This is a genomic window from Hydrogenophaga borbori (genome assembly GCF_003417535.1).
Taxonomy (GTDB): Bacteria; Pseudomonadota; Gammaproteobacteria; order Burkholderiales; family Burkholderiaceae_C; genus Hydrogenophaga; species Hydrogenophaga borbori.
The window spans coordinates 670,460-692,963 of the sequence record NZ_QVLS01000001.1 but is presented as its reverse complement, the minus strand read 5'-3'; the positions used below and the strand labels follow the sequence as shown (position 1 = coordinate 692,963).

Below are 22,504 nucleotides of genomic sequence, written 5' to 3'. Positions count from 1 at the left end.
CGCCCCCATGAGTCCCTCGGCCGAATCCCACCGGTCGAGTACCGTGTCAAACTGTTCCCCAACCTCTACTTCTGACTGGCTCAGGAATTCGAGAGGACCACACGATTCCTTCAGGCGGTGGATGCCGACAACGACACGTCGAATGGGATTCGCATGCCGGCGATTGCTGGGGCGTTCGGCGTCGATTTCTCGCAGCGTATCGAAGACTTTGAGAACGACCCTGACGTACAGGCGTTTCTGGCATCGCATGCGGGTGCTCGGCCTTTGGTGAGCGTTCAAGATGCGGTGACCCACTTTGGCCAGAGCATTGACACGGTATCGACGGGGACGGTTCTGAGCTTCGCGGGGCGTACGGCTACAAGCTCGATCACCAACACCGCGTGCATCAATAACATCCAGGCGCAGCAGCGGTACGCTTTCGGGCAATCCTCTGTCGTGCTCAGCGGCTCGGACGGCTTCACCAACACTGGTGGCAATTGCGTCGTCACACCTGATGCGAACGAGATCATCGCGTACGCCGACCTGGTTGCCGGTGACTTCCTGTCTTGCTTACCCGATTGCGTCTACAAGGACGTGAATTTCATCCGGCATGGCCTGGATGTGGATGGCCGCACTGTGGTCGAGTTGAGCTGGCACACACCGGGCACCCAGAAGGTGCGCTACATCAAACGGGTGTTGGTTGATCCGGGCGCGCCTGGGCAGCCGGCTGCATTGACGACCTTCAAGGAGACGATCACATTTGATTGATTTCTGAAAGGGGCGGGGGCAATAAGAAGCCCTCGTCCCCCGGCTCGGTCTGCGCCAATAGTCAGTGGTGGCATTTACGCAGATTGGCGGTGGCGACTGTTTTGGTTCGACACCATTCCTCGTTGAGCGCTGGCTCAGCAGCCGGTGCTGACTTGAGGCCTAGGCGTACATACTCACGTTCACCTGCAGTCAGCGGTAGTTCGGCGCAACCACGACGTTGGCCCGAACAGGGGCTAGCAACGTTCAGCTGCCCTGGCTGCGGAAAACCGACGCGGTCTTTAACGCGGCTTTGTGCGCCGTCTTCGCGTTGGCGAGTTAAGCAAACTGTACGAAAAAATGCAGCAGACCGTCGGGTGTCAGAATGCATGCCGGTTCGCGAACAGCCAGCTGACAATCGAAGGATCGCTCGCCAAGCCTGAAAAGAACGCCGTTCGCCAACTGTTGGGGCCGCTAATTTGAGGCGCAGTTGTCGCGTTGAAATCGATGCGTTTTTTTAACGCTGCCTCATCGCCTGCGGCCTTGGCCTCCATTTGCATTTCCGACCAGCGGTTTGTGCAGTACTGTTGATACACAATCAGATCAATATTCTTCCGTATGTGGTTCAGCACCTTGGCCCTTGTCCTAGGAGCAAGGCCAGAAACGACTGCGGGCTCATACTTTGGTGCGGCGTAAGGCCCCGATATCTTAGTAATGTGCAATCGCTTGCTTAGTATCGATGAATCGAAATACGGATGGAGCAACCGGTGCTTCACCGTCGGGCTATTGGCATGGTTGCCACGCTTGCTATTGCAATTCCCGCAGCTCGGGATGAGGTTCAACGAAAAAATTGAGAACTCCGCCCAGGGTTTACGCGGCAGAAGATGCTCAACAGTCTTGTGTGTTTCTGAGCCGCACATAGGACAGTAACCAAAGTCCGCAGTACTTGCAATAACCTTGATCCATGACAGCCCATGCTTTGCAGCTTTCCCCGAATATAGGTCTGACAATTGCTCAGCGAGAGAAGGGCTCAAGTTCAACGCGGTGAGTGCAGTCGAGCCCCTTCTACGCTTGTAAGACTTGTAAGCAGCTAGAATTCTGGCCTTCGATTTCCAGTGCAGGCCAAGCACATTTTCCAGACCGCTCAGGATGGCAGCGTCATCAACCTTCGTTCCGACCATCTGCCGGAAATCAATCGCGCGCATCGTCACTTCCTTCGTCTGTCTCGCTCTCATCTGCCGAGTGCTGTGTGAGGAGAAAACGGATAGTTGAGAGCATCTCCGTGTTCAATTCATGACCAAACGAATCGATAACCCAAGCAATTTGGGTCTCTTCGTCTTCTGACACTTTGCCAGCCTGTCTTGCGAGCTGCTTCGCGATCATGCGATGAAATTTTTTTGCTGTAGGGTCTCCGAACACCGCATCAGAAATCGAGCTAACGCTAGCTCCCAGCGTGCGAAGATGAACACCTGTGATACTGGGGATGTTGCGGTTTCTGGTGACAACGTGAACGCAGGCGCTGGGCACTTCACGTACAACATACGGAGAATGCGTCGCTACTAATGCAATCGAGTTCGTTGCTTCGAGGATCTGGTGCAGAAGCGTCATAAACTCTGAGACAAAATTCGGGTGTAGATGCGTCTCTGGCTCGTCCAATATAAGTAGTGAGCCTTGCGCAATGACGCTTAGCGCCTGTGCCGCGAAGCGCAGGTAGACACGTTGGCCGCTACTTGGAGGAAACTCTCTACCACTTGAATCAATTAACCCGACATCTCGATCAGTATCCACAGCCGCGCCGAGATACAAACTTTGCTGCTCGCCTCCGGGCATGTTGCTGAGTGACAACCAAGTGTTCCCCCCGGCGTCATGCACGGCCCCTGCTGGTAGGTGCCTTGATGTGCGCTTTATCGGTAGGTGTAGGACCGACAAGCGCAAGACGGGATTCACAACGTCTTTGAAGATTTCAAAGCGCGTTCGGCCGTTTAGGCGTGTGTCGTCCCGAAGCAGATCGCGCAGAGCCCGCCCCAGAGAATGACGTTCTAAGTCGCTAGAGGTTTCGGTGGGTACCGCTGAAAAGCTGAAGTAGGAGTAATCCAATGCGGTATCCAAGCGAGTCCTCCGTGGGAACGGCGCATCATCATCAGCAGAGAAAACCAAGACTGCGTTCGGGATCGACCGGTCCGACACGGTATCCTTGCTGAATGTGAGATTGGACTTGTCCAAAAAGATCTGCGAGTCACCGCTGTCTGCCTTGAGCGCCAAAGATCCCAACACCTGATTTAGCAACTGGCTCTTGCCGGTCCCGTTCTTTCCAATCAGCACATGAACTCTGTCAGAGACTAGGGTGACAGAGCCTCCAAACTCAAAACTTGCCTCATGGCTTTCGTCAAAGCCGCTCAAGCGCGCTTTGACTTCAAACGCCTCTCGCGCGTCGCTGATCCATGGTGTTAGTTGGCTCGTCACATATCGTGCACCCTTCGCGTATGCGCGGTAGGCGGAGCTCGATCGCATCACTCCAAGTGTGAACACATCTGTGGACGTTACTTGCTCGATAATTGTTGGTGTGATCGTCTGTTGGACCCGCGCCTGATTGATGTCATTTGCGGCCAAGAGGATCGCCCACCGTTCCTGTATAGAGCTGGACCACTCAGCGAGCTCACGGTAAGTACTGTCGTCTGATAGGAGAGTCATAAAGCGCGGTTCACTTGCCTCCGGCGGCGCGGCGAGCCCTGCCCCGTCACCACTGTCGGGAAGTGTCCCGACCCATTTCGCGAATGAAGACGCTACGGTCGACCCGCTGTTTCCCTCAAGCGCTATCACATACGCGCCGAGGACAAGTGTCTTTTGACCATCCGAGGAACGCACGCGCAATTTGGCGCGCACTTGGAACCCAAAGTCATTCCATGTTGGATTGTCTGGGTGAAGAAGGAGGGTTCCGGGAGGCTGATGGAAGCGGCCGACGCTGCTTGCACTGAAGACTACTCTGAATAGGTTGTTGTCCACGTTTTCTCTCTTGCATTTTTCCGCAAATCATCTCAATAGCGGGCTCGCGACGCCATATGTGGAACAAGCACGCGTTGAGGGCAGCGCCCCCGTCTCCACCGCGAAGTGGCTGGTCCACTCACTCAACCCATTGAAGCTACATATAGCGCATGGTTCGCCAGAACTCTTATGCTCCCGTGTAGCCGGTATTTGGCGAGCGACCGGACGGTGAGTTTCAATTTCCGTATTACGCACTATGTTGAAACTTGACATCATTAGGGTTATGTGCCCAGGGGTGGAAGGCTGCACTAGTAGAATGGAAAAATTCACGCTTCGCTCTCCAGAAGAATGCAATCGGGAGACTAGACAAGAGGCCGAAGTTTTCCTTCTTCATCAAGTTCTATCGGTTGCTTCCAGCTATTCCACTGGGGCGTTTCAGTTTGATCAAGAAGGCTCTTGTCACAGTGTTCAGCTGCGGTGAGGCTTGTCCAGAACATGCAAACAGGAGCATGCACAGGTTTCTCCCATCCATCGAAGCCCAAATCGACTTTGACCTCTAGCCGACGATCATCGTTTGCGAATCCAGCGTACAGCGTCGCCACATGCCCGTCGGCTACCTTAATGACAGCGCCGTGAAGGCGCGTGATGGCATACAACATCAATGAGCTTCGCGCTGTAATCAGTTTCGCTTGTTGCTCAGGACTTAGCACCTGATTGCGGATGGAAACCTCAAGAAAATCCTTAAGCAGGTCGTCGTCGGTAAAAGCTGGTCTCCAAATAAACCGATTGGTCAAAAATTGAAGCATCTGCATGTCGCTCGCCGAGAGCGAGCGTGCAGCGGCGAGCTTTCGGAATGCTTTTTCAAACTTTGTCTTAACGGCGTCGCGCCGCATGCCGCACCCAGCCATTAGTTCTTCGTCGTTCAGCAAGGACAGGTTAGCCATACCCGCAGCTTTCAAGTCATCTAACGATGGCTTGAGTCCTCGAAGGCCTAAGCTCCAAACTCGAAAGCTCGTAAATACGTCTCGAACACGTCGCGTGACAGGGCCTTTGGTCCGCTCATCGCGGTGAGCAAGAAAGTCTCCCAACTCGCGGAAACTCTCCATGCCATGCGCGGTCTCCCTCTGATCGAGAAACAGCCTATCAAGGTCTTCTGGCTTTGCTCTTCCCTCAAGCAAACGGCGCATGCGTGCTTGGAGCTCTGCTTTGATCATGATTTTTCCAGGCTGAGGGAGGCTCGGTTGGAAAGGATTAGGAGCCGCCAATCGCAACTCGCCTACGAAGTCTCACTTCGCTATTGAGCGAAGCTGTAAAGAAATTCTGCAATCGCGCGGGCTCAAGAGAGTAGTGGCTTTCGGTGACTTCATCTGCCTAGGGGCTCCCTACGCGCCTCCTGCACAATATGACACAAACAACGCGAAGCTAGCTGCCCGGCTGCTTTTTGGGAAGGTCCCGTCGTGCAAGTTCTGAGTTCCAAGACCGACGGTCAGTGGCTGACCGTCTCCCCGCTCTTTCCGCCCGCCCCCGGTGCCGCTCCCCCAGCTGCACTTATCCCTGAAGACCCCGCGAAGGCAGAAGCCAAGCGCGCGCTTTCTGACATCATGCGTTGCAGCAACCTTGTCGTGCTTGCTGGCCTGGGAACATCCCTTTGCGTGCAACCGGCCGTTGCCAATGGTCCGAAGGCGCCCACCATGGGAGACCTCTGGGGCCAAATCAGCATGCAGCAAGATGCGGCGGCTGCGGCGACGAACCCCGCGGGTACGAACTTTCAGCAGCTTCTCGCTTCAGTCGGACATCCTCCCATCAAAGCGGACATTGAGGCGCTGATGTCTCGCTGCCGCCTTGCTGAGTCGTTTCTGACAGGGACGCCCAAGGAAGAGGTGACGAAGTTCGTAGCTCTCGCTGAGGCACACATCATCCGCGCTACGAACTTCGTCATGCACAACCACCCGTTGCCCGTCCACGCGGAATTCCTCCGGCGCGCTGCGCGCCGTTCACAGCGCAAGTCGCGCATGAAGGTATTCACTACCAACTACGACCGTTGCTACGAAGAGGCTGGAAGACAAGGCCGCTACGTCGTGGTCGACGGCTTCTCGCACACAGTCCCGCCGACTTTCGATGCGATCCATTTCAGCTACGAGACCGTGCGCCGCCTGGGCGACACCGAGTCTTTCGACCCTATTCCAAATTGCTTCCACCTGTACAAGCTCCATGGTTCCGTGGATTGGCAGCGGCAGGAGCCCTCAGGCGAAATTACAAAGTGGACGGCCGGTGGCAAGCCTGTATTGATCTACCCACGGAACTCGAAGTACGAGCTGGCATTTGAGCAGCCCTATCTCGAGATGATTGGGGCGTTCCAGACAGCGGTACGCGAGCCGGATACCGGGCTGCTCGTCGTAGGCTTCGGCTTCAACGACAACCATCTGGCCGAACCCATCATGTCCGCCATCCGGTCCAATCTGTCCATGAAGATCGTGGTGGTGAGCCCAAGCCTATCACCCTGGGACAATGGAGGGGCCAGCGGGCCTGGCGAGTGCGCGAGCAACAAATATCTGCGCCAGTTGCAGAGCCTTGCCGCCGCCGGCGACGCACGGATCACGCTGCTCAACTGCGGCTTCGAGGAGATGGTGCCCTTTGTGCCTGACCTCGCAGCCGAAACCGACCTCGAGCGCCACGTAGCTCGACTGCGCAACATCGGTGTGGCATGAGCGGTCTTGTCGTCTCGCCATTCGATAGGCAGCGCTACGTCGGTTCCGTCTGTACGGTTCTGCCGGCGACGGTCGAGGTTAACTTGCCGTTTGCTCCGCGTCCAGGAAGCACCCTCATGGCGGGTTACCCACTGCAGCGCGGCCAGGTCGGGGAGTTCGTCGTCATTGAGGGTGAAGAGCACGCAGTGCTCGGACGTCTGGTTGAGACCAAGCTGCCGGAGCGTGACCGCTTGACTGTCGAACCCACGCATGAGCGAGACGCACGGCCGAACCCCGTGGGCGTGGTCCAGCTCCTGACGGCTGTTGACCTTGAGACTGGTATCCCGTTGCGGGGCATCCCCATCTCGCCGCGCATTGGCCAACACATTTTCTCCGCCCATCCCTTGGTCGTGAAACAGATCGTCGAGGCAGGCACTACGCCAGAAGCTAAGCGTATCAACCTTGCTAGGTTTCCGCATGCACGGGACACCCTGGTGTCGCTGTCGCCGAGTCAGCTATTGGGCAGACACTGCGCAGTGCTTGGAGCCACTGGCGGTGGCAAGAGCTGGACTCTGGCCGTTCTCGTCGAGGAAATTGCTCGTCTCGGCGGCAAGGCAATCCTGTTCGATGCGACCGGCGAGTTTCAGACTCAGGTCGATCCTCGGATTACCCATGTGCATCTTGGTGGCCGCAAGGTAGATCAAAACGACCCGCGGCGCTTCCTGAGCTTCCCATACTGGGAATTGACAGAGTCGGACCTGTTCGTCTTGTTGCGACCGAGTCCAGGAGTGCAGGCTCCCAAGTTGAAGGAAGCATTGCGGAGCCTAAAGATCGCGCAGCTTGTTCCTGGCCTGGCGGCGAACGGGTTGATTCGCAAGACAGGAACTCCTCGACATCCGTTCGAGGCAGCTTGCGTGCAGCATGGGCTCGCGCTGAGGCGTCCGGGCACCTACTTCGACATCGAGCAGCTCTCGAACCAGATTTGGGAAGAGTGCGTCTGGCCGTCGGGTTTCAACGCCGCACAGGCCGGAAACTGGGGTGGCACCAACGCGAACGAGCAATCTGCCTGTGCGACGCTCATGTCGCGGGTCGAGAGCGAGCTTGCCTCGCCTAACCTGGAGTGCCTGTTCGCGCCTGCGGGCTTGGAGCCTCTGCCAAGCGTCGTCGAAGCCTTCCTGGCAGACCCGGCGCAGCGAGTGCTACGTATCAACCTAGAGTTCCTCTCCTTCGAGCACAACGCTCGAGAAGTGGTCGCCAATGCGGTTGGACGGCATCTTCTGGGCTTGGCGCGCCAGGGCCGTTTCATGGCCAATCCAATTGTGACGCTTCTCGATGAAGCACACCAGTTCCTGGATAAGTCGGTCGGCGACGAGCTTTCTAGGACGGATTTGGATGCCTTCGGGTTGATTGCCAAGGAAGGCCGGAAGTACTCGCTGACCTGTGTGCTGGCCACCCAGCGGCCGCGGGACATTCCCGAAGATGTGCTCAGTCAGATGGGAATGTTCATTGTCCACAGACTCATCAACGAACGGGATCGGAACGTCGTGGAGAAGGCCTGTGGCGATCTAGATGCGTCTGCTGCGGCATTTCTGCCGACCCTTGGGCAAGGCGAGGCCCTTGTGGTCGGTGCTAATTCCGCGATGCCGCTGCCGGTCGCAATCAATCGACCCGCGCGGCCGCCTTCCTCAAGGTCTGCGGACTACGAAAACCTTTGGGGCTAGGGTTATGGCCAAGCCCCCATATACGAAGCGCTTCGCCGTACTGGGACAGTCGATACAAATACGAGGACATCTTCGGTTGCTCAATCGACTGACCGCTTGCCATCAAGGACTGAGAGAAAACGCGCAAACTCAGCATTTCCAGAAAAGCAGTATTACAAGGTGAGCGGCGGCATCTACTTGAAGAGCGCAGTTCGGTGTCGGACTTGAAGCTTTCTCGCGAAGAGGGGGCAAGCCCAAAAACGTGTTTCTGCAAGCACTCTGCTAATGGTAGAAGCAATGGTGTAAAAACAAAAAAAGCGCCCCGAAGGACGCTTTTTCGCTACTGTCGTGGCGGAGAGGGCGGGATTCGAACCCGCGGTGGGGATTAACCCACACACGCTTTCCAGGCGTGCGACTTAAACCGCTCATCCACCTCTCCGCGAAGCGCGGGATTGTAGCGCACCCGCGCAGGGCCTTAGCCGGTGTGGCTGCCGTCTTCGGCCTTGCGCCATGCGTGGCGCTGCAACACCTCGAGCGGGACGTGCTGCAAGGCGTTCTGGTGCGTGGCTTCGAGCACCACGGGCGGGGCCACGCCGGCCTGCAGCGCCTCCAGCCAGCGGCTCACGCACAGGCACCAGCGGTCGCCGGCCTTGAGGCCGGCGAAGCGCTGCTCGGGCCGGGGCGTGGCGAGGTCGTTGCCACGCTGGCTGGAGAAGTCGAGGAACTCGCGCGTGACGCGCGCACAGACCACGTGCGTGCCTTCGTCGTCGGCGCCGGTGTGGCAGCAGCCGTCGCGGTAGAAGCCGGTCAGCGGGTCGAACGAGCAGGCTTGCAGCTCGCCGCCCAGCACGTTGTGCGCGAGGTCGTCCATGTCAGGCTCCCGGGGTTTTGCCCGCCTGCACCATCTTCATGGCCGAGCCGATCAGTGCCGAGACCTCGGTCATGTTGCTGGGCACGATGAGCGTGGTGGTGGCGTCGGCCGCCACGCTGGCGTAGGCCTCGACGGCCTTCTCGGCCACCTTCAGCTGCACGGCCTCCTGGCCTCCAGGTTGGCGGATCGCCTCGGCCACCTGCCGGATCGCGCCAGCCGTGGCCTCGGCCACGGCGAGGATGGCGGCTGCCTCGCCCTGGGCCTTGTTGATCTCGGCCTGCTTCTCGCCCTCGGAGCGCGCGATGAAGGCCTCGCGCTCGCCGGTGGCGATGTTGATCTGCTCCTGCCGGCGGCCTTCGGAGGCGGCGATCAGGGCACGCTTCTCGCGTTCGGCCGTGATCTGGGCCTGCATGGCGCGCAGGATCTCGGCCGGCGGCGTCAGGTCCTTGATCTCGTAGCGCAGCACCTTCACGCCCCAGTTGAGCGCGGCCTCGTCGATGGCCGAGACCACCTGCGCGTTGATCATGTCGCGCTCCTCGAAGGTCTTGTCGAGCTCGAGCTTGCCGATGACCGAGCGCAGCGAGGTCTGCGCCAGCTGCGTGACCGCGACGATGTAATTGGACGAGCCGTAGCTCGCGCGCATGGGGTCGGTCACCTGGAAGTAGAGGATGCCGTCCACCTGGAGCTGGGTGTTGTCGCGCGTGATGCAGACCTGGCTGGGCACGTCCAGCGGGATTTCCTTCAGGCTGTGCTTGTAGGCCACCTTGTCGATGAAGGGCACGATGATGTTCAGGCCGGGCGCGAGCGAGGCGTGGTACTTGCCCAGGCGTTCGATCACCCAGGCGGTCTGCTGGGGCACGATCTTGACGGCGCGCGTGACGAAGATCGCGGCGACGACGATGAGCAGGATGGCGATTTCCATGGTCGGGTCTTGTTCTTTCTAGGGAGCGGTTGCGGGGCGGCCTGGACTCAGGCCTTCTCGACGAGCAGGCGGTTGCCCACGAGTTCGGTGACGCGGTAGGCGCCGGGTGTGGGCGCGTTGCCGGGCCGCTGGATCACGGTCCAGGCGGCGCCGCGGTATTTGACCGTGGCCGTGCCGTCGTTGTTCCATTGCTCGATGTGAATGACCTCGCCAATGTCGAGGTTGACGCTGCGCAGGCTGCGCACCGAAGGGTCGCCGGGCCGGCGGCGCGAGTGCCAGTGCCACCCCGCCACCGCGGCAGCGCCCACCAGGGCGGCCACCACCAGCTGTCCCGTCAGGGGCAGTCCCAGGTGCGCGGCGATGGCGCCGGCCGCGGCGCCCAGCGCCAGCATGAGCAAGTAGAACGTGCCGGTGAGCAGCTCGGTGCCCACGAGCACGCCCGCCAGCAGCCACCACCAGGTCGAATCGGCCATGTGCCTTGTCCTCCGTGTAGCGGTCCCCCGTCGGGACCGCTTCGCATTCTGCGCCAATCCAGGCCCGACAAGGCCGGACGGACATGCGTTTTCCGTACACTTGCGCGCTTCGCCAGGAGAGCCGCATGAAGTTCCGTTTCCCCATCGTCATCATCGACGAGGATTTCCGCTCCGAGAACACCTCGGGCCTGGGCATTCGCGCGCTCGCGCAGGCCATCGAAAGCGAGGGCATGGAGGTCGTGGGCGTCACGAGCTATGGCGACCTGTCGCAGTTCGCGCAGCAGCAAAGCCGCGCCAGCGCCTTCATCCTGTCCATCGACGACGAGGAGTTCAGCCAGGGGCCGGACCTCGACCCCGCGGTGCTGAACCTGCGCACCTTCATCGAAGAGGTGCGCCGCAAGAACGCCGACGTGCCGATCTATATCTACGGCGAGACCAAGACCAGCCGGCACCTGCCCAACGACGTGCTGCGCGAACTGCACGGCTTCATCCACATGTTCGAGGACACGCCCGAGTTCGTGGCGCGCCACATCATCCGCGAGGCCAAGAGCTACCTCGAAGGTATTCAGCCGCCGTTCTTCAAGGCCCTGCTGGACTACGCCGAGGACGGCTCCTATTCCTGGCACTGCCCGGGCCACTCGGGTGGCGTGGCCTTCCTCAAGAGCCCCGTGGGCCAGATGTTCCACCAGTTCTTCGGCGAGAACATGCTGCGCTCGGACGTGTGCAACGCGGTCGAGGAGCTGGGCCAGCTGCTCGACCACAACGGCGCCATCGGTGCCAGCGAGCGCAACGCGGCGCGCATCTTCAACGCCGACCACTGCTTCTTCGTCACCAACGGCACCAGCACCAGCAACAAGATGGTCTGGCACCACACGGTGGCCCCGGGCGACGTGGTGGTGGTGGACCGCAACTGCCACAAGTCCATCCTGCACAGCATCATCATGACGGGCGCCGTTCCCGTCTTCCTCAAGCCCACGCGCAACCACTACGGCATCATCGGCCCGATCCCGCAGAGCGAGTTCGAGATCGAGGCCATCCAGGCCAAGATCCGCGCCAACCCGCTGCTCAAGGGCGTGGACGCCGCCGCCGTCAAGCCGCGCATCCTCACCCTCACGCAGAGCACCTACGACGGCGTGCTCTACAACACGGAGGCCATCAAGCAGATGCTGGATGGCTACGTCGGCAACCTGCACTTCGACGAAGCCTGGCTGCCGCACGCGGCCTTCCATCCCTTCTATGGCAACTACCACGCCATGGGCAAGAAGCGCGCGCGGCCCATGGAGTCGGTGGTGTACGCCACCCAGTCCATCCACAAGCTGCTGGCCGGCATCAGCCAGGCCAGCCATGTGCTGGTGCAGGACTCTCAGAACGTCAAGCTCGACCGGCACCTGTTCAACGAGTCCTACCTGATGCACACCAGCACCAGCCCGCAGTACGCGATCATCGCGAGCTGCGACGTGGCCGCGGCCATGATGGAGCCGCCTGGTGGCCGCGCGCTGGTCGAGGAAAGCCTGCTGGAGGCGCTGGACTTCCGCCGCGCCATGCGCAAGGTCGAGGACGACTTCGGCGCCGACGACTGGTGGTTCAAGGTCTGGGGCCCGGACCGCCTGGCCGACGAGGGCGTGGGCGAGGCCAAGGACTGGGTGCTCAATCGCCGCCGCGACGACGCCGCCGAGCACCACACCGAGCGCGACTGGCACGGCTTCGGTGATATGGCGCCGGGCTTCAACATGCTGGACCCGATCAAGGCCACCATCGTCACGCCCGGCCTCGACATGGACGGCAGCTTCGGCGAAACCGGCATCCCCGCGTCCATCGTCACCAAGTTCCTGGCCGAGCACGGCGTGGTGGTGGAGAAGACCGGCCTCTACAGCTTCTTCATCATGTTCACCATCGGCATCACCAAGGGCCGCTGGAACACGCTGCTCACGGCGCTGCAGCAGTTCAAGGACGACTATGAGAAGAACCAGCCGATGTGGCGCATCATGCCGGAGTTCTGCGCCAAGCAGCCGCGCTACGAGCAGATGGGCCTGCGCGACCTGTGCCAGCACGTGCATGCGCTCTACGCCAAGTACGACATCGCGCGCCTGACCACCGAGATGTACCTGAGCGACCTGCTGCCGGCCATGAAGCCCAGCGAGGCCTTTGCCCACATCGCCCAGCGCACCACCGAGCGCGTGCCCATCGACGAGCTGGAGGGCCGCATCACCACCAGCCTGGTGACGCCGTACCCGCCGGGCATCCCGCTGCTGATCCCGGGCGAGGTGTTCAACCGCAAGATCGTGGACTACCTCAAGTTCAACCGCGAGTTCGCGCGCGAGTGCCCGGGTTTCGAGACCGACATCCACGGCCTGGTGGAGACCGTGGGCGAGGACGGGCGCAAGGCCTATTTCGCGGACTGCGTGAAGGCCTGAGCGGCCGGCGCGCATCCAGCAAAAAGGCCCTGCGCTGCAGGGCCTTTTTTGTGGCCGACGCCCGGGGATCAGGCCTCGGCGTTGGCCGAGTCGCCCACCACGTGGCTGAAGCCGCCGTCGACGTAGATGATCTCGCCCGTGATGCCCGAGGACAGGTCGGACAGCAGGAAGGCCGAGGCATTGCCCACGTCTTCGATGGTGACGTTGCGGCGCAGCGGCGACACGGTGGACACCAGGTTCATGAGCTTGCCGAAGCCCTTGATGCCGCTGGCGGCCAGGGTCTTGATGGGGCCGGCGCTCACGCCGTTGACGCGCATGCCCTTGGGACCCAGGGATTCGGCCAGGTAGCGCACCGAGGCCTCCAGGCTGGCCTTGGCCAGGCCCATGGTGTTGTAGTTGGGCACGCAGCGTTCGGCGCCCAGGTAGCTCAGCGTGAGCAGGGCGGCGCGCTGGTTGAGGTAGGGCAGGGCCGCCTTGGCCATGGCCGGGAAGCTGTAGGCGCTGATGTCGTGCGCGATCTTGAAGGCCTCGCGCGACAAACCATCCAGGAAGTCGCCCGCGATGGCTTCGCGCGGCGCGAAACCGATGGCGTGCACGAAACCATCGAAGGTGGGCCAGGTCTGAGACAGATCGCTGAACAGCTTCTCGATCTGGGCGTCGTCGCCCACGTCGCAGTCGAAGACCAGCGTGGAGCCGAAATCGGCGGCGAACTCGGTGATGCGGTCCTTGAAGCGCTCACCCACGTAGCTGAAGGCCAGTTCAGCGCCTTGTTCGTGGCAGGCCTTGGCGATGCCGTAGGCGATGGAACGGTTGGACAGCACCCCAGTGATGAGCAGCTTCTTGCCAGCGAGAAAACCCATTGATCGGACTCCAGGAAAAAATCACGCAGAATTGTCGCATGCACGTTACGCCCCTTTCCTTGCTGCGCCGGCTGTGCCGCTGGGGCGTGGCGTGGACCCTGGGCCTGGCGGCGCCGGCGCTGTGGGCCGCGCACGGGTATGCGATCTGGGGTGAATTGAAGTACCCGGAGGGATTCACCCACTTCGATTACGTCAATCCGCAGGCGCCCAAGGGCGGCGAACTGCGCCTGGTGAGCAACCTGCGCGTCAGCAATTTCGACAAGTACAACCCGTTCAGCTTGCGCGGCACCGCCCCGGCTTACCTCAGCGGCCTGATGTTCGATTCGCTGCTGACCGGGGCGCTGGACGAGACCGGCTCCGGCTACGGTCTGCTGGCCGAGGACGTGCAGGCCGCGCCCGACGGCTTGTCCGTGGTGTTTCGGCTGCGCGACACGGCCAAGTTCCACAACGGCGACCCGGTGCTGGCCGCCGACGTGAAGTTCAGTTTCGACACCCTGTTGGGCCCTTACACCTCGCCGGCCTACAAGACCATCCTGGCGGATGTGGCGGGCCTGGACGTGCTCGGCGAGCGCACCGTGCGCTTCCGTTTCAAGCGACCCAACCGCGAACTGCCGCTCACCGTCGGGGCCATACCCATCTTCAGCCGGCAGTGGGGCAATGAGCCCGATCCCGCCACCGGCCAGCGCAAGACTTTCGACAAGGTCGTGATGGACCCGCCCATCGGCAGCGGCCCCTACACCATCGGACCGGTGAAGTTCGGCCGCGACATCACCTATGTGCGCGACCCGGGCTACTGGGCGCGCGACCTGCCGGTGCGCCGCGGCACGGCCAACTTCGACCGCATCTCGGTGAAGATCTACAAGGACAACACGGCGCGACTGGAGGCGCTCAAGGCGGGCGAGTTCGACCTGATGCGCTTCTTCTCGGCCGGTGACTGGGCGCGCCGCGTCAACGGCCGCAAGTTCGACAGCGGCGAGCTGGTCAAGATCGAGCTGCCTCACAAGCTGCCCACTGGCTTCCAGAGCTATGTGCTCAATACCCGGCGCAAGCCGCTGGACGACATCCGCGTGCGCGAGGCCCTGGACCTGGCGGTGGACTACGAGTGGATGAACCGGCAGATGTTCTATGGCGCTTACCAGCGTGTGCGGGGCCTGTTCGGCAACACCGAGTGCGCGGCCCAGGGTTCGCCCTCGCCCGAGGAACTGGCGCTGCTCGAGCCAGGCCGCGCGCAGCTGCCGCCGGCCGTGTTCGGGCCCATGTATGCGCCGCCACGCACCGACGGCGGGCAGTCGCTGCGCGGCAACCTGCGAAAGGCCCAGGCGCTGCTGCGCGAGGCGGGCTGGACGGTGCAGGACGGCGTGCTCAAGAACGCCCAGGGCGAGCCCCTGGTGCTGGAGTACCTCGACAGCAACGAAACCGGCGCGCGCGTGGTCTCGCCCTGGATCCGCAACCTGCAAAAGCTCGGCATCACGCTGCGCTTCCGGCCCGTCGACTTCGCGCTCTACCAGCAGCGCCTGCGCACCTTCGACTTCGACATCATTTCGATCGCCTTCCAGGGCACGACCAACCCCGGCGCCGAGTACGCCGACCTGTTCGGCAGCGAGGCCGCGAAAACGCCCGACTCGGGCAACTACGCGGGCATCGCCAACCCGGTGGTGGACCGGCTCATCGCTCGCATGGTGGGCGCCAAGACCCAGCCCGATTTCCTCGCCGCCTGCCGGGCATTGGACCGCGCGATCGCCCACAGCCACATCCTGATTCCGCAGTGGTCGGCGTCCACGCACCGCCTGGCCTACAACGCCTGGCGCCTGCAGCGCCCGCCCGAAATGCCCCCGTACGCCACCGGCGAGGCCTGGGCCATCGACACCTGGTGGGCCGCCCCACGGCGGCAGGACTGACGCGCCATGTGGGCCTACATCCTCAAACGCCTGCTGCTGATGCTGCCCACGCTGTTCGGCGTGCTGCTGATCACCTTCGTGGTGATCCAGTTCGTGCCCGGCGGTCCGGTGGAGCAGTACCTGGCCGAGGCGCGCGCCGCGGGTGGCACGGGCGCTGAAGGCGGTGCCCTGTACCGTGGCGGGCAGGGCGTGGACCCGCAGCGCATCGAGCAGATCAAGGCGCTCTATGGTTTCGACAAACCCGCGCACCAGCGCTTCGTCGAGATGATCGGCCGCTTCGCGCGCTTCGACCTGGGCACCAGCTTCTTTCAGAACAAGCCGGTGTCCCAACTCATCGCCGAGAAGCTGCCGGTGTCCATCAGCCTGGGGCTGTGGACCTTCCTCATCAGTTATGGCGTGGCCGTGCCGCTGGGCGTGGCCAAGGCGGTGCGCGCCGGCACGCGCTTCGACCTGGTCAGCACGCTGATCGTGCTCGTGGGCTACGCCATCCCGGGCTTCGTACTGGGTGTGGCGCTGCTGGTGGTCTTTGGCGGGCAGCTGCAGTGGTTCCCGCTGCGCGGCCTCACCTCGGCCAACTGGGACGAGCTGGGCTGGGGCGCGCGCATCGTGGACTACCTGTGGCACATCACCCTGCCGGTCACGGCCATGGTGCTGGGCAGCTTCGCCGTCATCGCGATGCTGACCAAGAACGCCTTCCTGGAGGAGATCCGCAAGCAGTACGTGATGACCGCCAGGGCCAAGGGCCTGGGCGAGCGCCAGGTGCTGTGGAAGCATGTGTTCCGCAACGCGCTGATCCCCATCGTCACGGGTTTCCCGGCCGCCTTCATCGGGGCCTTCTTCACCGGCGCGCTGCTCATCGAGACCCTGTTCTCGCTCGACGGCCTGGGCCTGCTGAGCTACGAGAGCGTGATCCGCCGCGACTACCCGGTGGTGCTGGGCACGCTGTTCCTGTTCACCCTGATCGGCCTGGTGACCAAGCTGATCTCCGACCTGTGCTACGTGTGGGTGGACCCGCGCGTGAAGTTCGACTGATGGCAGCGGTTTCCTTGAGCCCCGGCCGGCGCGCCTGGCAGCGCTTCAGGCGCAACCGCCTGGGCTACTGGAGCCTGCTGCTGTTTGGCGCATTGGTGGTGGCCAGCCTGTTCGCCGAGGTGCTGTCCAACGACCGGCCGCTGGTCGTGCGCTACGAGGGCAAGACCTATTTCCCCATCGTGCAGGACCTGCCCGAGACCGTGTTCGGCGGCGACTTCCAGACCGCCGCCGACTACCTCGACCCGTTCATCCGCGAGCAGATCACCCGGGGCGGCAACTGGGCCCTCTACGCGCCCAATCCCTACGGCTCGCAAACCATCAATTACTTCGCCGAGAAGCCCAACCCCTCGGGACCCAGCGCCGCCAACTGGCTGGGCACCGACGACCGCGGCCGCGACCTGCTGGCCCAGCTCATCTACGGCTTTCGCGTGAGCGTGCTGTTCGCGCTGGCGCTCACGGTCATCGGTGTGCTGCTGGGCGTGCTCACCGGCGCCATCCAGGGCTTCTTCGGCGGCAAGACGGACCTGGCCTTCCAGCGTTTCATCGAAATCTGGGGCGCCATGCCCGAGCTGTACCTGCTCATCATTTTCTCGGCTGTGTTCGCGCCCAGCGTGGGCCTGCTGCTGGTCCTGCTGAGCCTGTTCGGCTGGATGGGCCTGTCCGACTACGTGCGCGCCGAGTTCCTGCGCAACCGCCAGCTCGACTACGTGCGCGCCGCGCGCGCCATGGGCCTGAGCAATGTGCAGATCATGTGGCGCCACATCCTGCCCAACAGTCTGACGCCGGTGGTGACCTTCCTGCCTTTCCGCATGAGCGCGGCCATCCTGGCGCTCACCTCGCTGGACTTCCTGGGCCTGGGTGTACCGCCCGGCACGCCCTCGCTGGGCGAACTGCTGAGCCAGGGCAAGAACAACATCGACGCCTGGTGGATCTCGCTGTCCACCTTCGGCGTGCTGGTGCTCACCCTGCTGCTGCTCACCTTCATGGGCGACGCGCTGCGCGACGCGCTGGATCCCCGAAAGGCCGACCGATGAGCGAACGACCGGCACTGCTGGACGTGCAGGACCTGCGCATCGCCTTCGGCGGCCAGCCGGTGGTGCACGGCGTCGGCTTCACCATCGCCGAGGGCGAGAAGCTCGCGCTGGTGGGTGAGTCGGGTTCGGGCAAGACGGTGTCGGCGCTGTCGCTGCTCAGGCTGGTGGTCAACGCCGAGGTCTCGGGCCGGGCCCTGTTGGGCGGGCGCGACCTGCTGGCCCTGGGCGAGCGCGAGCTGCGCGGGGTGCGCGGCGACGAGGTGGCGGTCATCTTCCAGGAGCCCATGACCGCGCTCAACCCGCTCTACAGCGTGGGCAACCAGATCGGCGAGGTGCTGCAGCTCAAGCGCGGCCTGACGCCGCGCCAGGCGCGGGCCGGGGCGGTGGAGCTGCTGGCGTCCACCGGTATTCCCGAGCCCGAGCGCCGGGTCGACGCCTTCCCGCACCAGCTCAGCGGCGGCCAGCGCCAGCGCGCCATGATCGCCATGGCCCTGGCCAGCCGGCCCAGGCTGCTGATCGCCGACGAACCCACCACCGCGCTGGATGTGAGCCTGCGCGGCCAGATACTGGCGCTGCTGTCGGACCTGCAGCGCCAGCACGGCATGGCGGTGCTGCTCATCACGCACGACCTGCACCTGGTGCGCCGCTTCGCCGACCGCGTGGCGGTGATGGAGAAGGGCCAGCTGGTGGAGCAGGGCAGCGTGGCCGAGGTGTTTCAGCGCCCGCAGCACGCCTACACCCGCAAGCTGCTGGCCAGCCAGCCCGAGCGCGCCGTGGTCGAGCCCCCGGCCGGCGCCGCGCCGGTGATGCGCGCCGAGGGCCTGCGCGTGAGCTATCCCGTGCCCCTGCCAGGCTTCAAAGGCTGGTTCCGCAAGGGGGCGTTCACGGCGGTGCAGGGCGCCGACCTGGCCGTGCCGGCGGGCGGCACCCTCGGGGTGATCGGCGAATCGGGCTCGGGCAAGAGCACCCTGGCCCTGGCCGCGCTGGGCCTGCTGCCGTTCGAGGGCCGGCTGGACGTGACCGGCAGCGGGTGGGCCGAGGCCAGGCGCGACAAGCGCCTGCGTGAGCTGCGCCAGCGCGTGCAGGTGGTGTTCCAGGACCCGTTCTCCTCGCTCTCGCCGCGCCTGACCATCGAGCAGATCGTGGGCGAGGGGCTGGCGGTGCACCGGCCGGACCTGTCGGCCGCCGCGCGCCGGGAGCGCGTGAGCGCGCTGCTCGCCGAGGTGGGGCTGGTCGATGACCCGCAGCGCGGCGCCGATTGGCTGCAGCGCTACCCGCACGAGTTCTCCGGCGGCCAGCGCCAGCGCCTGGCCATCGCGCGCGCGCTCATCGTGGAGCCGCAGCTGCTGGTGCTCGACGAGCCCACCAGCGCGCTCGACGTGACCGTGCAGAAACAGGTGCTGGCCCTGCTGCAGCGTCTGCAGCGCGACCGGGGCCTGAGCTTCCTGCTGATCACGCACGACGTGGACGTGATCCGCGCCATGGCGCACGAGGTCATCGTCATGAAGGACGGCGCCATCGTCGAGCGCGGCCCCGCGCTGCAGGTGCTGGCCGCGCCCGCTCACCCCTATACGCGCCTGCTGGTTCAGGCCGCGGCTTGATCCAGGTCAGTGCCGCGCCGGCGCCCTCAGCCCAGAATCGCCCGCACGCCATGGCCGAGACGATCCCGCCCATCACCCCCCGTTCCTGCCTGCGCTGGCTGGCCCTGGGCTGGCGCGACCTGTGGGCCCAGCCGCTGCCGGGCCTGCTGCACGGCGCGCTGATCGCCGGCTTCGGCCTGCTGCTGCTGACCCTGGCGCGCGACCGCTTCTGGTTGCTGGCGGGGGCGTTCTCGGGCTTCCTGATCGTCGCGCCCATCCTGGCCACTGGCCTGTACGTGGTCAGCCAGGCCCTGGCGGCCGGGCGCCGCGCGCCGCTGTCCGAGGTGCTGGGCCTGTGGCGCTCGGGCGACGGGCGGCTGGTGCGCTTCGGCCTGCTGCTGGCCCTGGCCGGCACCGGCTGGGTGCTCACCTCGGCCGGGCTGATCACCCTGGCCTCGCCGGTGCCGATCGAAAAGCCCCTGGATTTCCTGCGTTACGTGGTGCTGGCGCCCGAGCCGGGGCTGTTCGAGGTCTGGCTGCTGCAGGGCGCGCTGCTGGCGGCGCCGGTCTATGCCAGCACCGTGGTGGCCCTGCCCATGCTGGTGGCCCGGCCCGTGCCGGTGCACACCGCCGTGGGCGCCAGCTGGCGCGCCGTGGCCAGCCACCCGCTCACGCTCACCCTGTGGGCGGTGCTGATCGCGGCCCTGGTGGCCCTGGGCATGGGGCTGGCCATGCTCGGGCTGGTGGTGGCGATCCCCTGGCTGGCGCACGCCAGCTGGCACGCGGGGCGCGAGTTGCTGGCCGACGCGGAGCGTTGAGGCGCCATGGCCACCGGCACCCTGTGGGGCTTTACCGAGGCGCAGATCGCCCAGTTCGGCATGACCGTGGGCATCGGCGCCTTCATCCTCTACATGCTGTTCATCGTGTTCAACCTGGCCCGGGAGTCCAAGGCCGGGCGCTTCGGCACCTTCGTGCTGTTCATGGTGCTGTCCTTCGGCATGCTGGGTTTTCTGGCCAAGAGCCTGATCCAGTGGCTGCTGGGCATCTGAGCCTGGCTCGCAGCTTGCTAGGCCAGGTTTGGCGCGCTACAATGCGCGCTTCACGACCAATTGGGCGGGTACTTACCGGCCCTTTTTTTTTGGCCGGGCGGGAAACCGATGCCGGCCTGATGCATTTCAACCATGGGCTGGCAAGACACCGTCGCGCAAACCGTCACCGCGCTGGGCTTCGACCTGGTGGACCTGGAACGGTCCGCCGGCGGCCTGCTGCGCGTCACGGTGGACTGGCCCTGGCAGCCTCCCGCCGACGGCCAGCCCCGCCCGCCCGAGCGCTTCGTCACGGTGGAGGACTGCGAGCGCATCACCCGCCAGATGCAGTACGCGCTGGAGGTCGAGGGCACGGACTACCGGCGCCTGGAAGTCGGCTCGCCGGGCATCGACCGCCCGCTGCGCCATGAGAACGACTTCCTGCGCTTCGAAGGCCAGGTGATCGACATCACGCTCAAGGCGCCGCTGGGCGCCAATGGCGCCGTGTCGGCCAATCGCAAGAAATTCCGCGGCACGCTGGAGCGCGCCGCCGACGGGCGCTGGCAGATCGTCTGGAGCGACGAGCCGCCGGTGAAGCCGGGCCAGCGCGTGAGCAAGAAGCGCGAGCCCGCACCGCTGCAGGCGCTGGGCTTCACGCTCGACGAAATCGCTCAGGCGCGGCTGGCGCCGATCGTTAACTTCAAGGGCCGGGGCACTGCCGGCGAGGCGGGCGCCGAGCCGGCCGACAGAACATAACAACGGACCGTATTGGATTGGAAAGGTGGGCTGAACGATGAACCGCGAAATGTTGATGCTGATCGATGCCATCTCGCGCGAGAAGAACGTCGAGCGCGACGTGGTGCTCGGCGCGGTCGAGCAGGCGCTGGCCTCGGCCACCAAGAAGCTCTACAAGGGCGAGGTCGACATCCGCGTGGCGATGGACCCGGACACGGGCGCCTACGAAACCTTCCGCCGCTGGCTGGTGGTGCCTGACGAGGCCGGCCTGCAGAACCCCGACGCCGAGGAAATGCTGTCCGACGCGCGCGACGAGATCGCCGACATCGAAGAGGGCGACTACATCGAAAAACCGGTGGAAAGCGTGCCCATCGGCCGCATCGGCGCCATGGCCGCCAAACAGGTCATCCTGCAGAAGATCCGCGACGCCGAGCGCGAGATGCTGCTCAACGATTTCATGTCGCGCGGCGACAAGATCTTCGTCGGCACCGTCAAGCGCATGGACAAGGGCGACCTCATCGTCGAGAGCGGCCGCGTGGAAGGCCGCCTCAAGCGCGGCGAGATGATCCCCAAGGAGAACTTCCGCACCGGCGACCGCGTGCGCGCCATGATCATGGAGGTCGACCTCACGCTGCGCGGCGCGCCCATCCTGCTGTCGCGCTCGGCACCCGAGTTCATGATCGAGCTGTTCCGCCAGGAAGTGCCCGAGATCGAGCAGGGCCTGCTGGAGATCAAGAAGTGCGCCCGCGACGCCGGCTCGCGCGCCAAGATCGCCGTGCACAGCTTCGACAAGCGCATCGATCCCATCGGCACCTGCGTGGGCGTGCGCGGTTCGCGCGTCAATGCGGTCACCAACGAACTCGCGGGTGAGCGCGTGGACATCGTGCTGTGGTCCGAAGACCCGGCACAGTTCGTGATCGGCGCGCTGGCGCCGGCCAACGTGGTCTCCATCGTGGTCGACGAAGAGCGCCACGCCATGGACGTGGTGGTGGACGAAGAGAACCTGGCCATCGCCATCGGCCGCGGCGGGCAGAACGTGCGCCTGGCCAGCGAGCTCACCGGCTGGCGCATCAACATCATGACGGCCGACGAATCGGCCCAGAAGCAGGCCGAGGAGGCCAGCTCGATCCGCACGCTGTTCATGTCCAAGTTGGACGTGGACCAGGAGATCGCCGACATCCTGATCGAGGAGGGTTTCACCAGCCTCGAAGAAGTGGCCTACGTGCCGCTGCAGGAGATGCTGGAGATCGAGTCCTTCGACGAAGACACGGTCAACGAGCTGCGCACCCGCGCCAAGGACGCGCTGCTGACCATGGAGATCGCCCGCGAGGAAAGCGTCGAGGAAGTCTCGCAGGACCTGCGCGACCTGAACGGCCTCACGCCCGAGCTGATCGCCAAGCTGGCCGAGGCCGGCATCCACACCCGCGACGACCTGGCCGATCTCGCGACGGACGAACTCACCGAGATCACGGGCCAGTCGGAAGCGCAAGCCACCGAGCTGATCATGCAGGCGCGCGCGCACTGGTTCACCGGTGACGAAACGCAGTCCCAGTCTTGATCACCCGGAG

The 22,504-nt window shown here is 63.8% G+C and carries 19 protein-coding genes and 1 tRNA gene; 12 read left to right on the top strand and 8 right to left on the bottom strand.

Annotated elements, in window-relative coordinates; translation table 11 throughout:
- The first annotated feature begins 117 nt into the window (after positions 1 to 117).
- A complete protein-coding gene (locus tag DY262_RS03225) occupies positions 118 to 747 on the top strand; it encodes a hypothetical protein (RefSeq protein WP_116957514.1) in 630 nt (209 codons plus the stop codon).
- 356 nt (positions 748 to 1,103) lie between these two features.
- On the opposite strand, the gene DY262_RS21550 is transcribed toward DY262_RS03225, so the two are convergent.
- The 3 genes from DY262_RS21550 to DY262_RS21545 form a co-directional block, all read right to left on the bottom strand.
- Complete coding sequence (locus DY262_RS21550; protein WP_147326169.1) at positions 1,104 to 1,928, bottom strand: HNH endonuclease; 825 nt, start codon at positions 1,926 to 1,928, stop codon at positions 1,104 to 1,106.
- Positions 1,915 to 3,726 carry an ATP-binding protein gene (locus tag DY262_RS03220; protein ID WP_147326168.1) on the bottom strand — a complete coding sequence of 604 codons (1,812 nt, stop codon included), beginning with the start codon at positions 3,724 to 3,726 and terminating at the stop codon, positions 1,915 to 1,917. The genes DY262_RS21550 and DY262_RS03220 overlap by 14 nt, the downstream gene beginning before the upstream one ends.
- Positions 3,727 to 4,067: 341 nt before the next feature.
- Positions 4,068 to 4,919, bottom strand: a complete 852-nt coding sequence (locus DY262_RS21545) for a hypothetical protein (protein ID WP_147326167.1) — start codon at positions 4,917 to 4,919, stop codon at positions 4,068 to 4,070.
- Between the two features lie 243 nt (positions 4,920 to 5,162).
- On the opposite strand from DY262_RS21545, the gene DY262_RS03215 reads away from it, so the two are divergent.
- Positions 5,163 to 6,413, top strand: coding sequence for an SIR2 family protein (locus DY262_RS03215; protein ID WP_181936398.1), 1,251 nt, complete (start codon positions 5,163 to 5,165; stop codon positions 6,411 to 6,413).
- Positions 6,410 to 8,113 (top strand): ATP-binding protein, encoded by a 1,704-nt coding sequence (locus DY262_RS03210; RefSeq protein ID WP_116957511.1) that lies wholly within the window; start codon positions 6,410 to 6,412, stop codon positions 8,111 to 8,113. Before DY262_RS03215 ends, DY262_RS03210 begins: the two co-directional genes overlap by 4 nt.
- 328 nt (positions 8,114 to 8,441) lie before the next feature.
- Here the strand turns inward: DY262_RS03210 and DY262_RS03205 are convergent.
- The 4 genes from DY262_RS03205 to DY262_RS03190 all read right to left on the bottom strand — a co-directional run bounded on the left by DY262_RS03205 (position 8,442) and on the right by DY262_RS03190 (position 10,358).
- Positions 8,442 to 8,531: transfer RNA gene (locus tag DY262_RS03205), tRNA-Ser, on the bottom strand.
- Between the two features lie 36 nt (positions 8,532 to 8,567).
- Complete coding sequence (locus DY262_RS03200) at positions 8,568 to 8,963, bottom strand: DUF2237 family protein (protein ID WP_116957510.1); 396 nt, start codon at positions 8,961 to 8,963, stop codon at positions 8,568 to 8,570.
- 1 nt (position 8,964) lies between these two features.
- Complete coding sequence (locus tag DY262_RS03195; protein WP_116957509.1) at positions 8,965 to 9,885, bottom strand: SPFH domain-containing protein; 921 nt, start codon at positions 9,883 to 9,885, stop codon at positions 8,965 to 8,967.
- A 47-nt stretch (positions 9,886 to 9,932) separates the two neighbouring features.
- Positions 9,933 to 10,358 (bottom strand): NfeD family protein, encoded by a 426-nt coding sequence (locus tag DY262_RS03190; protein ID WP_116957508.1) that lies wholly within the window; start codon positions 10,356 to 10,358, stop codon positions 9,933 to 9,935.
- Positions 10,359 to 10,483: 125 nt separating this feature from the next.
- Here DY262_RS03190 and DY262_RS03185 point away from each other — a divergent pair, with 125 nt between their 5' ends.
- The gene (locus DY262_RS03185; RefSeq protein WP_116957507.1) at positions 10,484 to 12,772 is read left to right on the top strand and encodes an arginine/lysine/ornithine decarboxylase; all 2,289 of its coding nucleotides are present in this window, start codon (positions 10,484 to 10,486) and stop codon (positions 12,770 to 12,772) included.
- Positions 12,773 to 12,840: 68 nt separating this feature from the next.
- On the opposite strand, the gene fabI is transcribed toward DY262_RS03185, so the two are convergent.
- Positions 12,841 to 13,632: an enoyl-ACP reductase FabI gene (gene fabI / locus DY262_RS03180; RefSeq protein WP_116957506.1), complete on the bottom strand. Its 792-nt coding sequence runs from the start codon at positions 13,630 to 13,632 to the stop codon at positions 12,841 to 12,843.
- Between the two features lie 38 nt (positions 13,633 to 13,670).
- Here fabI and DY262_RS03175 point away from each other — a divergent pair, with 38 nt between their 5' ends.
- From DY262_RS03175 to nusA, 8 genes are all read left to right on the top strand, one after another.
- Complete coding sequence (locus DY262_RS03175; RefSeq protein WP_245980772.1) at positions 13,671 to 15,530, top strand: extracellular solute-binding protein; 1,860 nt, start codon at positions 13,671 to 13,673, stop codon at positions 15,528 to 15,530.
- 6 nt (positions 15,531 to 15,536) lie between these two features.
- On the top strand, positions 15,537 to 16,562 hold the full coding sequence (locus tag DY262_RS03170; RefSeq protein WP_116957504.1) for a microcin C ABC transporter permease YejB: 1,026 nt from the start codon (positions 15,537 to 15,539) through the stop codon (positions 16,560 to 16,562).
- On the top strand, positions 16,562 to 17,596 hold the full coding sequence (locus DY262_RS03165) for an ABC transporter permease (RefSeq protein WP_116957503.1): 1,035 nt from the start codon (positions 16,562 to 16,564) through the stop codon (positions 17,594 to 17,596). Before DY262_RS03170 ends, DY262_RS03165 begins: the two co-directional genes overlap by 1 nt.
- Positions 17,593 to 19,197, top strand: a complete 1,605-nt coding sequence (locus DY262_RS03160; RefSeq protein ID WP_116957502.1) for an ABC transporter ATP-binding protein — start codon at positions 17,593 to 17,595, stop codon at positions 19,195 to 19,197. Before DY262_RS03165 ends, DY262_RS03160 begins: the two co-directional genes overlap by 4 nt.
- A 50-nt stretch (positions 19,198 to 19,247) precedes the next feature.
- A complete protein-coding gene (locus DY262_RS03155; RefSeq protein ID WP_116957501.1) occupies positions 19,248 to 19,994 on the top strand; it encodes a DUF2189 domain-containing protein in 747 nt (248 codons plus the stop codon).
- A gap of 6 nt (positions 19,995 to 20,000) precedes the next feature.
- Positions 20,001 to 20,225 carry a DUF2788 domain-containing protein gene (locus DY262_RS03150; protein WP_116957500.1) on the top strand — a complete coding sequence of 75 codons (225 nt, stop codon included), beginning with the start codon at positions 20,001 to 20,003 and terminating at the stop codon, positions 20,223 to 20,225.
- 132 nt (positions 20,226 to 20,357) lie between these two features.
- Positions 20,358 to 20,957 (top strand): ribosome maturation factor RimP, encoded by a 600-nt coding sequence (gene rimP, locus DY262_RS03145; protein WP_116957499.1) that lies wholly within the window; start codon positions 20,358 to 20,360, stop codon positions 20,955 to 20,957.
- Positions 20,958 to 20,994: 37 nt separating this feature from the next.
- Entirely contained in the window at positions 20,995 to 22,494 is a 1,500-nt protein-coding gene (nusA, locus tag DY262_RS03140) for a transcription termination factor NusA (protein WP_116957498.1), read from the top strand.
- The last annotated feature ends 10 nt before the right edge of the window (positions 22,495 to 22,504 follow it).

Excerpts from the sequence above, each read along its gene's own strand:
- rimP (WP_116957499.1), top strand. The coding sequence starts at position 20,358 with ATGGGCTGGCAAGACACCGTCGCGCAAACCGTCACCGCGCTGGGCTTC.
- DY262_RS03185 (WP_116957507.1), top strand. The coding sequence starts at position 10,484 with ATGAAGTTCCGTTTCCCCATCGTCATCATCGACGAGGATTTCCGCTCC.
- DY262_RS03150 (WP_116957500.1), top strand. The coding sequence starts at position 20,001 with ATGGCCACCGGCACCCTGTGGGGCTTTACCGAGGCGCAGATCGCCCAG.
- DY262_RS03195 (WP_116957509.1), bottom strand. The coding sequence starts at position 9,885 with ATGGAAATCGCCATCCTGCTCATCGTCGTCGCCGCGATCTTCGTCACG.
- DY262_RS03175 (WP_245980772.1), top strand. The coding sequence starts at position 13,671 with ATGCACGTTACGCCCCTTTCCTTGCTGCGCCGGCTGTGCCGCTGGGGC.
- DY262_RS03210 (WP_116957511.1), top strand. The coding sequence starts at position 6,410 with ATGAGCGGTCTTGTCGTCTCGCCATTCGATAGGCAGCGCTACGTCGGT.
- DY262_RS21550 (WP_147326169.1), bottom strand. The coding sequence starts at position 1,928 with ATGCGCGCGATTGATTTCCGGCAGATGGTCGGAACGAAGGTTGATGAC.
- DY262_RS03200 (WP_116957510.1), bottom strand. The coding sequence starts at position 8,963 with ATGGACGACCTCGCGCACAACGTGCTGGGCGGCGAGCTGCAAGCCTGC.
- DY262_RS03160 (WP_116957502.1), top strand. The coding sequence starts at position 17,593 with ATGAGCGAACGACCGGCACTGCTGGACGTGCAGGACCTGCGCATCGCC.
- DY262_RS03155 (WP_116957501.1), top strand. The coding sequence starts at position 19,248 with ATGGCCGAGACGATCCCGCCCATCACCCCCCGTTCCTGCCTGCGCTGG.
- DY262_RS03170 (WP_116957504.1), top strand. The coding sequence starts at position 15,537 with ATGTGGGCCTACATCCTCAAACGCCTGCTGCTGATGCTGCCCACGCTG.
- DY262_RS03165 (WP_116957503.1), top strand. The coding sequence starts at position 16,562 with ATGGCAGCGGTTTCCTTGAGCCCCGGCCGGCGCGCCTGGCAGCGCTTC.
- fabI (WP_116957506.1), bottom strand. The coding sequence starts at position 13,632 with ATGGGTTTTCTCGCTGGCAAGAAGCTGCTCATCACTGGGGTGCTGTCC.
- DY262_RS03190 (WP_116957508.1), bottom strand. The coding sequence starts at position 10,358 with ATGGCCGATTCGACCTGGTGGTGGCTGCTGGCGGGCGTGCTCGTGGGC.
- DY262_RS21545 (WP_147326167.1), bottom strand. The coding sequence starts at position 4,919 with ATGATCAAAGCAGAGCTCCAAGCACGCATGCGCCGTTTGCTTGAGGGA.
- nusA (WP_116957498.1), top strand. The coding sequence starts at position 20,995 with ATGAACCGCGAAATGTTGATGCTGATCGATGCCATCTCGCGCGAGAAG.